16 protein-coding genes and 2 tRNA genes are annotated in these 13789 nt (G+C 41.2%); 7 read left to right on the forward strand and 11 right to left on the reverse strand.

Annotated features, from left to right (window positions below; genetic code table 11):
* Positions 1–30: 30 nt before the first annotated feature.
* Both LPA26_RS07585 and LPA26_RS14290 read left to right on the forward strand, forming a co-directional pair.
* Positions 31–294, forward strand: a complete 264-nt coding sequence (locus LPA26_RS07585; protein ID WP_255659196.1) for a GyrI-like domain-containing protein — start codon at positions 31–33, stop codon at positions 292–294.
* Positions 251–403 (forward strand): GyrI-like domain-containing protein, encoded by a 153-nt coding sequence (locus LPA26_RS14290; RefSeq protein WP_255659056.1) that lies wholly within the window; start codon positions 251–253, stop codon positions 401–403. The genes LPA26_RS07585 and LPA26_RS14290 overlap by 44 nt, the downstream gene beginning before the upstream one ends.
* A gap of 617 nt (positions 404–1020) precedes the next feature.
* On the opposite strand, the gene LPA26_RS07590 is transcribed toward LPA26_RS14290, so the two are convergent.
* The 3 genes from LPA26_RS07590 to LPA26_RS07600 form a co-directional block, all read right to left on the reverse strand.
* On the reverse strand, positions 1021–1497 hold the full coding sequence (locus LPA26_RS07590; RefSeq protein ID WP_229007889.1) for a hypothetical protein: 477 nt from the start codon (positions 1495–1497) through the stop codon (positions 1021–1023).
* A gap of 78 nt (positions 1498–1575) precedes the next feature.
* Positions 1576–2046: a hypothetical protein gene (locus LPA26_RS07595; protein ID WP_229007890.1), complete on the reverse strand. Its 471-nt coding sequence runs from the start codon at positions 2044–2046 to the stop codon at positions 1576–1578.
* Between the two features lie 73 nt (positions 2047–2119).
* Positions 2120–2767: a hypothetical protein gene (locus LPA26_RS07600; protein ID WP_229007891.1), complete on the reverse strand. Its 648-nt coding sequence runs from the start codon at positions 2765–2767 to the stop codon at positions 2120–2122.
* A 131-nt stretch (positions 2768–2898) separates the two neighbouring features.
* Here LPA26_RS07600 and LPA26_RS07605 point away from each other — a divergent pair, with 131 nt between their 5' ends.
* Positions 2899–3201 (forward strand): helix-turn-helix domain-containing protein, encoded by a 303-nt coding sequence (locus tag LPA26_RS07605; protein WP_229007892.1) that lies wholly within the window; start codon positions 2899–2901, stop codon positions 3199–3201.
* A 550-nt stretch (positions 3202–3751) separates the two neighbouring features.
* On the opposite strand, the gene LPA26_RS07610 is transcribed toward LPA26_RS07605, so the two are convergent.
* The 5 genes from LPA26_RS07610 to LPA26_RS07630 all read right to left on the reverse strand — a co-directional run bounded on the left by LPA26_RS07610 (position 3752) and on the right by LPA26_RS07630 (position 7015).
* Complete coding sequence (locus tag LPA26_RS07610) at positions 3752–4660, reverse strand: hypothetical protein (protein ID WP_229007893.1); 909 nt, start codon at positions 4658–4660, stop codon at positions 3752–3754.
* 125 nt (positions 4661–4785) lie between these two features.
* Positions 4786–4870: transfer RNA gene (locus LPA26_RS07615), tRNA-Ile, on the reverse strand.
* A 98-nt stretch (positions 4871–4968) separates the two neighbouring features.
* Complete coding sequence (locus tag LPA26_RS07620; protein WP_229007894.1) at positions 4969–5211, reverse strand: (2Fe-2S) ferredoxin domain-containing protein; 243 nt, start codon at positions 5209–5211, stop codon at positions 4969–4971.
* 33 nt (positions 5212–5244) lie between these two features.
* Positions 5245–5904 (reverse strand): HAD family phosphatase, encoded by a 660-nt coding sequence (locus LPA26_RS07625; protein ID WP_229007895.1) that lies wholly within the window; start codon positions 5902–5904, stop codon positions 5245–5247.
* Positions 5905–6001: 97 nt separating this feature from the next.
* Entirely contained in the window at positions 6002–7015 is a 1014-nt protein-coding gene (locus tag LPA26_RS07630; protein WP_229007896.1) for an NAD(P)-dependent alcohol dehydrogenase, read from the reverse strand.
* A gap of 104 nt (positions 7016–7119) precedes the next feature.
* On the opposite strand from LPA26_RS07630, the gene LPA26_RS07635 reads away from it, so the two are divergent.
* The 3 genes from LPA26_RS07635 to LPA26_RS14350 all read left to right on the forward strand — a co-directional run bounded on the left by LPA26_RS07635 (position 7120) and on the right by LPA26_RS14350 (position 9052).
* Positions 7120–8037: a LysR family transcriptional regulator gene (locus tag LPA26_RS07635; RefSeq protein ID WP_229007897.1), complete on the forward strand. Its 918-nt coding sequence runs from the start codon at positions 7120–7122 to the stop codon at positions 8035–8037.
* Between the two features lie 146 nt (positions 8038–8183).
* The gene (locus LPA26_RS07640) at positions 8184–8591 is read left to right on the forward strand and encodes a hypothetical protein (RefSeq protein ID WP_229007898.1); all 408 of its coding nucleotides are present in this window, start codon (positions 8184–8186) and stop codon (positions 8589–8591) included.
* An 89-nt stretch (positions 8592–8680) separates the two neighbouring features.
* A complete protein-coding gene (locus LPA26_RS14350) occupies positions 8681–9052 on the forward strand; it encodes a YbaN family protein (protein ID WP_370634341.1) in 372 nt (123 codons plus the stop codon).
* Between the two features lie 1825 nt (positions 9053–10877).
* On the opposite strand, the gene LPA26_RS07645 is transcribed toward LPA26_RS14350, so the two are convergent.
* Positions 10878–11237 carry a hypothetical protein gene (locus LPA26_RS07645; RefSeq protein WP_229007899.1) on the reverse strand — a complete coding sequence of 120 codons (360 nt, stop codon included), beginning with the start codon at positions 11235–11237 and terminating at the stop codon, positions 10878–10880.
* A 324-nt stretch (positions 11238–11561) separates the two neighbouring features.
* On the opposite strand from LPA26_RS07645, the gene LPA26_RS07650 reads away from it, so the two are divergent.
* Positions 11562–12080 carry a hypothetical protein gene (locus LPA26_RS07650; RefSeq protein WP_229007900.1) on the forward strand — a complete coding sequence of 173 codons (519 nt, stop codon included), beginning with the start codon at positions 11562–11564 and terminating at the stop codon, positions 12078–12080.
* Positions 12081–12187: 107 nt separating this feature from the next.
* On the opposite strand, the gene LPA26_RS07655 is transcribed toward LPA26_RS07650, so the two are convergent.
* Together LPA26_RS07655 and ffh are read right to left on the reverse strand one after the other, a co-directional pair.
* A tRNA-Lys gene (locus tag LPA26_RS07655) sits at positions 12188–12263 on the reverse strand.
* A gap of 138 nt (positions 12264–12401) precedes the next feature.
* On the reverse strand, positions 12402–13763 hold the full coding sequence (gene ffh / locus LPA26_RS07660; RefSeq protein WP_229007901.1) for a signal recognition particle protein: 1362 nt from the start codon (positions 13761–13763) through the stop codon (positions 12402–12404).
* Positions 13764–13789: the final 26 nt, after the last annotated feature.

A 13789-nucleotide genomic window follows, 5' to 3' on the forward strand; every position in this document is an offset into this window, starting at 1 on the left:
GAGAAGCTTAACAATACGGTAGGTCAATTCATCGCTTGGAGTAAAACAACGGGGCTGTCCCCCAAAAACAAAAGCAGAACTTTTGGCATCGCTTATAACAATCCAGATACAGCTGAACCTTCACAATTTCGCTTTGACATTGCTGGCGAAGTTAAAAGTGATGTCCCAGAAAATACGCATGGAATCGTTATGAAAACTATTCCTGATGGCCGTTGCGCAGTAGTAAGGCATTTGGGATCACATAACCCGCTTGGGAGAGTCAATCTATCCCTTATACTGGGAATGGCTGCCTAATAGTGGCGAAGAATTACGTGACTACCCACTTTACTTTCAATATTTGAATTTACTACCAGATATTGCTGAGGCAGATCTAGTGACAGATATCTATCTACCTCTGAAGTAATCAAACAAGACGTCGACTCGACGACCTAATGAAACCGACGCCAGACAGAACATCTAAAGGGGACAAGTCGTCGAGTAAGTGGGAATTTCCGATATTAATCAACTCATAGACCAGAACTTTTTTGTACAATTTTCAATCCTTCGTTTTCTGAAGGCGGTTCAAAAAAGTTAGTTACATGATAGAACACAGCCCATCCGGGATATCCCATGACAAAACTGTTTCTAGTGCTTCAAGGTAGTTTGGGTGGTTGATACACATTTAATTTTCTCCTTAATTTGAAATAGGCAATTACAAGAACCACAAGAAAAAGTGCGAGAAACACAAATGGATAAACAAGCGCGATCAGGGTTAACCCAATCACACCAATCATCCGGGTAGATTTGAAAACGAGACAAAACAGCCCAATTACGAGCAGCGTTAAAAGAGCCATCAGAAAACTCCAAAATTCACTGAGATTCAGCGGTGTAAGGTTGAACGGTGAGAATTTATTTCGACATAGTTTCGATATATGCCGGAGGATGAAACAGAAAAGAGTTTGAGCCTTGAATGGCTTAGTGCTATGCACGGGACAGATTATGGAGTTGCGTACTTATTCTCCGTAGTTGCTGTAATGCTGACTATTGACTGGATTTAGGGGAGCTTGATTTCTTGGTGAGCTCTGGTTTTGATGTGACTGTCTTGCGACCATCGGGGATGTGATCCACTTTAATATCTGTCCCTGATTTAATTAGAGCGTCTATCGTTTCAATGACTGGTTTAGGATCGCAACTAACGTAAACACGGGGATTGTCGATATCTCTTTCAACCAACCCAAGGCTATAAATTGCAGCCCATAAAAAGCCGATGGTATTTGAGGATTTGCCTTCTGTAATACCTTGCAAGGTGAATGATGTTAAAGGGGTTTTAGCACCGTCGAGTTTATCCAGGATCGTTTGTAATTTGACCCATTCTGGACTGAAGTAGCCTCCACCCTCGTTCTCGGCCACTCGGATGATAATGGCACCCTGCTCGTCGATTCCAATGTGAAACTTGATTTTGTACTTTGCAGATAAGTTAAGGCATTCACTTGCTTTGACGATACGCTTGGCTTTCATAGTTGTTCCTTTTGAATAAATTAAATGATCGAATGCATTGCACCCTTCATATAAGATGGTCTGATTACCGCGACTGAATTAACTTTGATTCATTGCCAGATGCTCCTCAACTCTTGCTGCGGACCACAACGACTCGGGAACGTAATAGGTCGAACCACCGGCATTGTTCCAAATGAAACAAAACACTGCCCATTCACTATCGAGTTTGTGGCATACATCAAAAATCATTGGTTGGTCAGTAACGTTTGGCCACTCTTCATGCTTATCAGCCCATGCCGGATCAAAACCTTTGATGCTTTTTAAGTCAGACTCGGATTCACAGATATATGCATCCCCACCAAGGTATTCATTGAATGAAAATTCTGCATATTGTTGGCCGGATAGCCATTTGAGATTTTCAGCATTGATGTCTGTATAAGAATGAACATTTGGTGGGTGGTCATCACATACATTCATGAGCAGGTAAGCAATATCCTGGACAACGGGGAAAGCAAGTTGGTTGGTTTGATAAAGCTGGAAGGCTTCTTTGAAATTACATATTTCGATCATATTGCTCCTTTGTATAGGCGTAAAAAAACCCGCCTTGTTAGGGCGGGTCATTGGTATTACTTAGTGTTCTGCTTCACTTCTGACTTACTATTTCACTGCTTTCCTTACGTTTCAAATAACGTGTAATCAAATAATTAATAGTCGCCAATACAATCAATATACAGACCAGCAACATAGGACCGCGCTCTGAAGTGATTATCGCTATACACAGGATTGCGCTTGCAATATGCGTATACAACAAGCTAAGAATCACCCTTTTTCCTGAATGCGGACTTAATACCCAAAGTAAAAGCACAAAGAATGGCATGACAGTTAGCGGATTCTCCTCATCAAAAACCATACCTAAAGCTATTGCAAACGGCAAGGTATAGAGAAAAATTAAGAATCGACCAATTTTGTTGTCTCTTCTTTTCGCCAGCCACTGGTTGAAATATTCGCCCAATCGAAAATTGATAGGGATTGAGCTATCTTCGATTTTTGATTGATCTGAATTCGCCTGAGTATGCTCAAGGAATTTAGGCTTTGAATTGGTTGCTATCAATATAATTCCGGCTAAAAACGCTATGCCTCCTAAAATTAGTAGATTTTGCTGCTGAGAAACCAAACCAATGTTATGAACTCGACCATAACGACTTGAAACACTTGTATCCATAAAAAAGGCAATTGCAACTAAGGCAATGCCTAAGAATATTAATAATTTTGATATTTTTTTTAAATCCATTCCCATATCCTTTTTGAGTTAAATATTTAGTTTCATTATGCTTGTACATGACCGTAAAAACTACCAAAACGGTAGTATATGGAAAAGTACAACTTAGGACAATTGAACGCTTCAGAACTTAGAAGACAACAATGTCCACGCTTTCAAAGAGATTGAAGGAAGCACGCCTGCAAGCAAAACTCTCGCAAGAGCAGTTGGGGTTGAAAATTGGACTTGAGCCTGAGTCGGCTAGTGCGAGGATGAATCGCTACGAGCTAAGTAAGCGAGTGCCTGCATTTGAATTAGTACAAAGAATTGCTGACGTGCTTGATTTACCTGTGACTTACTTTTATGCGGATAAAGATGATGAAGCGGAATTGTTAGCGAGATTCCATAGGCTTAAAGCAGCAGAACGCAAGGAAGTAATAAGCTTTATTGATGAGCTGTCTGCTTAAAATTGCAGATGCTTTAGATTTGAAGTTGAGTGATGTATTGAATAGTTGTGATCTGTGATTTAACTCCTTTCATTTGCTAACCCTAAAAATCAAAAGGCACCCCCGAAGAGATGCCTTTTAGCATTAGACCAATATGCAAATCAGTGTATGCGGGTAGGGATTGATTCACCCCGTTAAAAATAAGTTTCCTCACATCTAACAGTCCTAGTGGTAAAACAAGCCCTGATGTAAGAATGACGGGAAACACTCTACATTGATATGGGAATTATTCCCGACATTATCAAAAACATAGAGTTATCTTTGACTGGTAGTTTTAAAGAATTTATATTTTGAATCACATCAAACCTTTCCCGAGGATGCAGATGACTAAGCCCGACATTCTTACCCGAGTGTTGGGCTTTTTTACTATCTGCCATTACTCCGCCCGGATAAATCTAAACTCCCACGCCAAGCCAATATAACGGCCAACGATTTCCACCGGGATCACCGTCGTATCGGTCAGCCATTGATTACTTGCCTATGGCTCAGGGGTGTGACTATGGACAGGGTTCTAATCCGTTGCTTGCGTATTCAGTCGAACTACGCGTCTAACGCCTTCTTCAACCTGTTCCCAACACTGCATTAATTTGTAAGGTAGTTCATAGGTGACTAGATAGTTTGAATCCATTTTGAAATGACCAACACATCCAGTTATGCCTATCCGTCCAGCCGCATCACAGGCAAATCTAGGCAATCCATATGGGCTAGGATTAACGTTATCGATCGGTTCGTAGTAAAACAAACCATGTCTTTTGGAAATGAATTCCTTTAATCCAAACTGCTCATAATCGGAGACGTATTTGATTTCTCTATCTGGATTGGTACTTCTAATCAAAACTACATATCTCTCATACACTTTACGTGCCTGGTTGATTTCAGTTTGAGTTAAATCAGGTCGAAAATTATTCTTGAAGAATACAATTTCATGAGTAATGGGTAAGGTTTTCCAGTCCTTGACTTGCAGTACAGACAAGGGAATCAAACTTTCTGGAACCCCATGTCTATATTTACTTTCAACTCGAAATTTTTTAAAAAACTCTCTTTTTTCCTTGCGATAACTTGAGTCTTGAGTGCCTCGCAAGCTGGGAAAATAAAAGGGAATAGACAGCCTAGATATTTCCGAATTAGTCGGTGTGTTACCTCCAATTGTCATATCGGGTTTAAATTGAAGTACTCCTTTTTCAATGTATGGGTTGTATCCATCGAATTTTTTTAAATTCTTTGTATCCCATCGCACCTGTGTGTATTTCGCATCTTTGAATTCTTGATCAAGATTAGGCAACTCTGCTGAACAGGTGCTTTTAATCAGGTCATTGACGTCTTCCTTATTGAGTTTTTTAGGCTCGGCAGTACAGCTAAGCACTTTGAAAAGTATCAGCACAAATAAAAAACTAATAACCTGCTTTATAGAATGGATCATTTTTATATATTTTGCATCAATTAAAAATTTATCTGCTGCTGCTTAATCTTTATGAATCTTCTTCTAGTTTACCTCACCACAAAACAAAAAAGACCCAAGGCGTTAACCTTGAGTCTCTCTATAAATGGTGGCCCCTCTGTGAGTCGAACACAGCACCAACGGATTATGAGTCCACATTGTCGAGGCACTATGCTTACCACTACGCAACAATACATATACTTAGATTACGGTACGCAACTAAGTAGACTTGTCATCTAACTATAGCGTTGAACTTTTGTTGTACCTCTGGCACAACGACCAAACCTGGTTTATTTATTTGATATGCAGTATTCGATAATGTCTTCTAAGGCATTTTCCTTGACTTCTGACCACATTTTTCCTTTGGATGGAATTCTAACATTTGGGCCGTATTCGCAATATCCAAAGCATTTGATTTGCTCAACCTCAATGTTCTGATTAACTCCATTAAGCTTTGCTTTTAAAACATCAAATATCTTTTCACTTCCATGGTTGCCACAAGACTCAATGGCAGCGGCCTTTTCATCGTGCAAACTAACAATTTCATAAATCAAATAGCCTTAAGATTATGTTTTAGGTTTCGAATGAACGCCAGACGTGAAGAGTTGATCCATTTGATTAAAAGTGTTGTCTGCTCCGGCATTAAGTAATGCCTGTTCAGAGAATAATCCAGCATATCCGTAAACAGTCATACCAGCCGCTTTACCAGCACGAATGCCCGTGGGAGTGTCCTCAATTACGAAACAATTTTCTGTATTGATATTGAATGTATGCGCTGCTTTCAAATACAAATCAGGTGCTGGTTTAGGTTGTTTCACATGCGTGGCCGAGAATATTTTCCCCTCAAAATAATGAAGTAATTCTACTTTCTTCAACATCATTATTAGCTTGGTTTCTTGGCTATTAGAGGCCACACAGAATGGGACATCTAATCTCTCAATTAAATTACGTACTCCATTAATCTCTTGTAGATTTTGTTGCAGTTCAACATACGCTTTCTGATAATAATCAGAGATAAACGATTCGGGAAATGCTACCTTAAATTCTTCCGAGATTTGATTGATTACCTCTTCTAAAAGGGTCCCGACATATCGACTCACAAAGGCTTCGAGTTTGTACTCAATTCCATATTCTCTTAGTAAATTTACTAACAATTGATTTGTGATCTTTTCACTATCAACCAACACTCCATCACAATCAAATATAACAAGTTCAATATTCGCCAATTCAATTTCCAATACAGTAGTTATCAAAATCAAACATATGAATTTAATTCAGTGTGCCCCCCCAATTAACCACGTAACTGAGGGGTGAACCTTTCAATTAAAAATCAGCATCCAATACAACCCTGTAACGTGCTTTACCTGAAAGAAGATGATCAATTGCCTCATTCACCTTACTCATCGGAAAGTGCTCAACCAAAGGTGCAATTTTGTGTCTAGCCGCGAACTCCAGCATTCTTGAGGTGGCTGAAGGACTTGCATTCGCAGAACCTGCAATCAGTTTCTGACCAACGACTAAATCGACTACCGAAGTTTCGACTGGGTCTAATACAAGACCTACAAATGCCATTTTTCCGTTTTTCTTGAGCGTCTTCACATATGCAGACCAATCAAGCTTATTGTTCACTGTAATCAACAGAAAATCTAACTTGTTGGTCATGCTCAAAATGTCATCAGTACTACGACTATTAATCACATGATGAGCACCAAAGCCGATTGCTTCATCTTTCTTATCTGCGGTTGATGAGAATGCTGTCACTTCACAACCCCAGGCATTTGCAAATTGAAGTGCCAAGTGACCTAAGCCTCCGATACCCACAATCCCCACATGATGAGTTGGCTTGATACCGAAATTTTCGAATGGCGCAAATACTGTAGCTCCAGCGCACAACAAGGGGCCTGCGGAAGAAACATCCAGCGCTTTTGGTACTGGAATTGCCCAGATCCATTTGGTTCTAATTTTCTCGGCAAAGCCACCGTGGTTTCCAATAATGGTTGGGCGAACGTCATTGCAAAGATTATGGTTTCCTTCCAGGCATAGTTCGCAATGCATACAACTTCCTACATGCCAGCCCACACCTGCATAGTCACCCACTTTTACGTTCAATACATTCTTACCAATTGCAGTTACTTTCCCTATCGCCTCATGTCCCGGAATAACCGGGTACTGAGTTAATCCCCAATTGTTGTGGGCAATACTTACGTCTGAATGGCAAAGCCCACAATACTCGACCGCGATCTCGACTTCTTCATCCCCTAAGCTTTTTGGCTCATAGTTAAAAAGCTGTAATTTTCCAGTAGATTGTTTAGCAACCCATCCATTAATAGCACCCATATTCATTCCCCAACTTAGATTGACATTCAATGTGTTTAATACACGGTTGAATTATCTAGAAACAATCACTATTATTAAAATTGATTAAAAAAATAGTGACTATCATGGAAAGTGATTTTAGAAATTTAGATTTAAATTTGCTTGTGGTGTTTAATGCTTTGGTGCGGGAGAGAAGCGTGTCTAAAGCTGCAGCATCGCTTTATCTTGGTCAGCCAGCTGTGAGCAATAGCCTGGCCAGACTTCGATTGCTTTTAGAAGATGAATTATTCGTCAGAGCTAGTGGAGAGATGGTTCCTACGACTAAAGCGCTCGAGCTGCACAAAACGCTTTTACCTTCATTGCAGGCTATCCATGCTGCAATCTTTGAACCACAAGAATTCAATCCACTCACTGATCATCGAACGTTTACTCTGGGAATGCGAGATTGGGTCGAAGCCTGGTTAATGCCCAAATTATTAGAAAACCTTCAAATAATGGCGCCCAACATAAAAATTAGAGTGCAGGACGCGGATGATAATTTTGTTGAGTCACTTCTAGAAAATGATCAAATTGATTTTGCAATTACAAATGCTGTAGCTGGTCCAAAGTGGATGATTCACAACAAGTTGGCAAGCATGGAATATGTAGCTATCTATGATGGCAAAACAGTCAAGTCGAAAGAAAATCTTTCGCTGGAAGAGTTCATCTCGGTGCCTCATTTACTGACTTCAACTAAAGGTGAATTCGAAGGTGCCGTAGATGAAGTACTCAATGAGCTTCTCATTCGACGGGAAGTGATTTACACGACGACCAGATTCAATTCGCTTGCGCCAATTTTGAAACAAATTAAAGCAATTGCAACGCTGCCCGAACCTGTCGCTAGAAGTTGGGAAAACACTTACGGTCTAAACACCAGCCAGCTACCATTCAAATTGCGGCAATATGACCTCACGCTTACACATCATGAAAAAAACGATAACGATCAAGCATTCGTTTGGATGAAAGCATTGATAGCAAAGATCACTAGTAATCCTGCATCCTAAAAGTTCAACATTTTTGCCTAAATGGTATAAATGATTTTAATTGAAATATCTTTATCTATTTACAATACAGACAGGTCTGTCTACAATTAATTGCCAACTAGAATAAATATTCGGGCAAATTTAAATTCAAGGATTAGGAGCAGATCATGGAAGTATTACTCGTAGGGGCAGTTGCCTGTACTACCGCTTTAATTTTATCAGCTTGGTTAATGACTTTTGCACGTTGGTTTCCCATACAGGGAATCGATGGAGCATTTTTAGTCGATTATAAAACGATGATACGTGCCCACGTAGATTTTGCATTGATGGGTCTATTCAATTTAGGATTCTTTGGTGCAGCTAAAGCCGCGGGGGTTGAACTTGAATACTTTGCCTGTGTATGTATGGCGATTGGCGGATTTACAAATCCAACTGTATTTGTGATTGCTGCATTTGACACAGAATTTTGGAGCAAAATTAAATGGAAGGTATTTTCTGCCGTTAGTTTTGTTATCACTACGGTAGGGTTCATGACTATATGTTATCAAATGATTCGACACGCTTTAAATAGTTAGTTTAGCTACCTACATTACCTCTGAGCTCTGCCTGAGCTCCCTCAGTGCCCTGCTTCGGCAGGGCCTTTTTCCAAAACAGGAGTGGCATTATGGTTTTACCGACGTTCCCTCTTAAAAGCTTTTTGTTTGGTACGCTTGCCCTAACAAGTTTGTGCATAGGATTGATAGGTGTGATTTTTCCAGGTTTACCTAGTACAGAATTCATACTCCTCGCTGTATGGTCTGCTGACAGAAGCTCCCCCATGATGCATTCCTGGTTGCTGGAACAGCCTTATGTTGGGACGATGATGCGTAACTGGAAAGTTGGAAAAATGCCTCGTAAAGCGAAGGTAATAACTTCAATTACCATGACCGTGTCTGCATATTTTATTTTTGGTGTAATTAAACACCTACCAAGTGCAATTATCCTAGTGAGCATAATGGCTACAATACTCGTTTGGTTGTGGAGACGGCCAGAATAGACCATCGATTTATCAAAAAATGCAGCTTTCGTAGGCTCTTTGACCTAATTAAACTAGGCCTTAAAGTCGTATTCTTTAGCCTAAATCCTGAGAACCAGACTACAAAATCGGGATTTCATTTCCATCCTATCTTAAACTGCCCACCGAACAATCGAATCTTGTCCTAACGCTAAGCACTTCCGCCTGGACAAAGCCAAACTCCCACGCCAAGCCAGCATAACGGCCAACGATCTCAGTCGGGATCACCTCTTCGTATCAGCCAGCCCTAAATTGCTTGGCTATGGCTCAAGACGTGCGACTATGGGTAGGGTCTAAGGCTCCGAACGTGCGAAATTTGGGGGGTAAGCTGAAGTTGCGATTCGACGACCTGATGAATCCGACGTTGCCCACTCAGCCATGTAGTGCATCGTACTGAACTGTATGGATTAACTCCAGGCAAATAGCTTCCATTGTTTTCGATTGATACAGGCCAATCCGCTTCTGCCAGGATAAATCTAAACTCCCACGCCAAGCCAACATAACGGCCAACGATTGCCACTGGGATTACCGTCGTATCAGGCAGCTCCTGTTTGTTCGGCTATGGCTCAAGACGTGCGACTATGGCAAGTTTTCGGACCGAAAGTTACCACCTTTTATATTAAACAGAACGTGTATTTCAATTGATGGTGATTTGCCCCCACACGCAATTAAAAGTTTCTGAGTCTTTTCGACGACTTTAGTCAGTCCCGCTTGAATGACGAGTTAGGTCTAGTGAAAGATAGTCCATATGTAGAAGACACACAGTGCTCCCAATACGCAAATGCTAATAGCGGGATGAATTTTGTAACTTTTAGAACCGCTGTAGCGTACTTTTCTGAGATATAAATTTCGCTGCTCTTTTGGAATGCGATATAGCTTTAACAAAGTTAATGGATAAAATGAAGCTAACAACAACCAAATAATAAGAAACCAAACTTGTTCAGCTTTTCCTGAAATAAGCTCATTCAATCCTCGAATAAACATTGCACCACCTACGCAAAAGCAAAAAACAGCTTTCAAGTAAAGCGATGCTAGATCAGGATTAAACCTAAGTGTTGGCTTGTCCATAGTTTTACCTAACGTTTGAGTTAAGGAGTGTTGTTAAAGCACCAATTTTCCCATAGTTTTCCTCATCACAAAACAAAAAGACCCAAGGCGTTAACCTTGAGTCCCTCATCTTAAATTGCCCAGCCAACAATCAAATCTGAATATCAACCCTATTCACTTCCGCCTGAACAATTCCAAACTCCCACGCCAAGCCAACATAACGGCCAACGATCTTAGCCGGAATTACCGTCGTATCAGCCAGCCGCTGATTGCCAGCCTATGGCTCAAGACGTGCGTCTATGGGCCGACTTTCGACCTGCGGATGAGTGAATTTTGAAGTTACTTAGGTGCCAAGTGGCTAGAAAAACTGAAACCCGAACTACGATTTTTGAAATTAGCGAAATGCTGAAAAATTGAAATCTGGAACTCTAGGCTGCCTAAAAAATTGGAGGGAAATCTTAGAAATTCAAATTAAGTGAAGTACAAACACCACGTAACAGCGATACTTTTTTAACCAAAGCATCAGAGCCTACTCTTGATGTCGTGTGTAAATATAAAAAAATGATAGTTGAAGAGACATTTTATAAGCTGATGCAGCCTATGCATTTCTCTGTAAGAAATTAAGATCTTTCGCATAAAATCAATAAAATACATTTGCTCTGCGGTGAACTAACCCAGGACATACGGATTAAAATTACAGCGTACTCATCAGGCTGAATGCACAAAGACAAGTTAAAGGGGAAGCATTTGAGTAATAGCTTTATATAATTTCTATATTAGGGAAAGTAAAGAAAGTTAATGATTGCTGAATTGGATCAATCTGTAACTTCACTCTACATCTTTTCGTTGTATCTCCTACAAATGAGTTATCGCTTCTGTTAACGGAGGTGTAAGTAAAATCCAAATCCACCTCTATTTCATTAGCTGACAATTTTTTTATGGTAGTCACACCCCCGCTTTGCACTTCAAAGCGTCCACAGAAAGCGCCACCCAACCCAATTATCGTATCAAACTCCTCTTTGTGAGATAACTCTTTTTTAAGACAGTCAAAGAAATTATTATTATTTAGATTACTAACCGAATTTGGAAGGCTCGTTGCTATTAAAGGTGTCATCCACATAAATTGTCCTCGTCTGCAGTGTTAGGTGACTCCAAATTTAGCAGACCCTTTATTCCTCGTCTAGCAAACAAAATATAAAAAAGGGAGTTTAGGGGAAAGACTGATTGGTCAACTGGCTAAAAATCCTGAAATACCGGAATTCTGAAAATCTGCAAAAACTACTTGGGTGTGAAAACTGAATTTCTGAAATACTAAGCGCCGTCAGGCATTGAGAAAAGAAAAACGGCTCACATTTCTGCAAGCCGTCTTTTTTATTTGGTAGGATGTATGGGAATCTCTTCAAAAAGCATTCTATAAATTTGGCGAAATTAGAAAAATATAAAAATGAAATATATTCGAATTTCTTCAGCAATCATTTGTTTGCTCCTCTTCATCCTCATGTTAGGTGCGTCAAATGCTCATTTTTATCATCCACAAGAATATCGAAATTTGAAGGTTAGTACGGGCCAGTTACATTTTGGTATCCCCAAGCCAAGATATGCGGCAAGAATCTATCTAAATCAAGATAAAAAGCGCTTTGAGATGAGTTGTCAATTAACTGACAGCTATGGTTTTGGTTGCGGTCTGAAAGCTAAAGACAGAAAGTTTTTAGAAGGTAAATATGCCAGAGTGCGTTGGCAGGAGTTCCCAGGCTTTCATCTGACGTCGAAAGTCCTTTTGTATGAATTGGAAGTTGATGATGAGAAAGTTATTTCTTACCCAGAGCAATTAAGACAGTATGCATTGGTGAATGGATTTGCTTTCTATATTTGCTTAATTGGCTTTCTAGTAATGATTTTAGTTTGTGCCGGATTGTTTACTAGTCATTTAAATAAATGCAGCCTCAAAACCTCAAATAAATAGAACTCTGAAACTCAACTACGTTTTTTGAAATTAGCGGAATGCTGAAACACCGGTCGGCATCAAGAAAATAAAAACGGCCCACATTTCTGCGAGCCGTTTTTTTATTTTGGTAGGGTGTGCGGGGATCGAACCCACGACAAACGGATTAAAAGTCCGCTGCTCTACCAGCTGAGCTAACACCCCATTGTTTTCTAGCTTGCTGCGCTGTTTTGCGTCAAATTTGAAAGAACGCGATTATGGGGGATTTACGGGAATTGGTCAATGCTGTTTTTGCTTTTTTGTATAAAAAGTTTATTTTGACAGAATCCCGTTTTCATGACCTCACATGCCCGGGAATTTACCGCCCATCATGCCACCCATGCCGCGCATCATCTTGGCCATGCCGCCTTTGCTAAACATCTTCATCATTTTTTGCGTTTCTTCAAACTGGTTGAGCAAGCGGTTCACATCTTGCACTTGCACGCCGCTACCGGCCGCAATACGTTTTTTACGTGTGGCTTTGATCAACTCTGGTTTGCTGCGCTCATCCGGGGTCATGCTATTGATAATGCCTTCAATGCGGCGCAGAGATTTATCAACGTCGTCAGTATTGATTTTTTGCGCCATGCCGGCGATTTGCGAAGGCATTTTATCCATCAGCGATGCCATGCCGCCCATTTTGCGCATTTGAAGCATTTGTGACTTGAAATCGTTGAGATCAAACTTGGCGCCGGACTTGATTTTGTCGGCGACTTTTTTCGCCTCGTCGAGATCGACTTTTTTATGCGCTTCCTCAATCAGGCTCAGTACATCGCCCATGCCGAGGATACGGCCTGCCATACGGTCTGGATGGAAAGGTTCCAGGCCATCGACTTTTTCACTGACGCCGATAAACTTGATCGGCTGACCTGTGACATGTCGCACAGATAAGGCGGCACCGCCACGCGAGTCACCATCCAGCTTGGTGACAATCACGCCTGTCAGTGGCAAGGCTTCACCAAAGGCTTTGGCGGTATTGACGGCATCCTGGCCTTGCATGGCGTCGACTACAAACAGGGTTTCGGTCGGTTTGAGTAACGCGTGCAAGTCTTTGATTTCTGCCATCATGGCTTCATCAATTGCCAAACGGCCTGCGGTATCGAAAATCACAACATCGTAATAATTCTTTTTCGCCTGCTCCATCACCTGTGCAGCGATTTCAAGCGGCTTTTGCTGCGGATTGCTGTCGAAGCAATCAATGTCCAGTTGTTTCGCCAGCGTCTGCAACTGGGTAATCGCCGCCGGACGGTACACATCGGCACTGGCCAGCAATACTTTTTTCTTTTGTTCTTTGAGTAATTTAGCTAATTTGCCGGAAGTAGTGGTTTTACCGGCACCCTGCAAACCTGCCATCAGGATCACTACTGGAGGTACTGCTGCCAGGTTGAGGCCAACGTTGGCTTTACCCATCAACTCAGTCAATTCGTCATTGACGACTTCAATCACGGCTTGCCCTGGTGTCAGGCTTTGCAGCACTTCGCGGCCATTGGCGCGCTCTTTGACGCGAGCGATAAAGTCTTTGACTACCGGCAAGGCCACATCTGCTTCGAGCAGCGCCATCCGCACTTCACGCATGGCATCGGCAATGTTGTCTTCAGTTAAACGTGCTTGGCCGCGCAGGTTTTTAATCACGCCCTGCAAACGGCCGGTCAGGTTTTCCAGCATGGGTAAACTCTCTTTAAACAGGTCTT

The sequence above is a fragment of the Methylophilus sp. Leaf408 genome (genome assembly GCF_916856905.1).
Taxonomy (GTDB): domain Bacteria; phylum Pseudomonadota; class Gammaproteobacteria; order Burkholderiales; family Methylophilaceae; genus Methylophilus.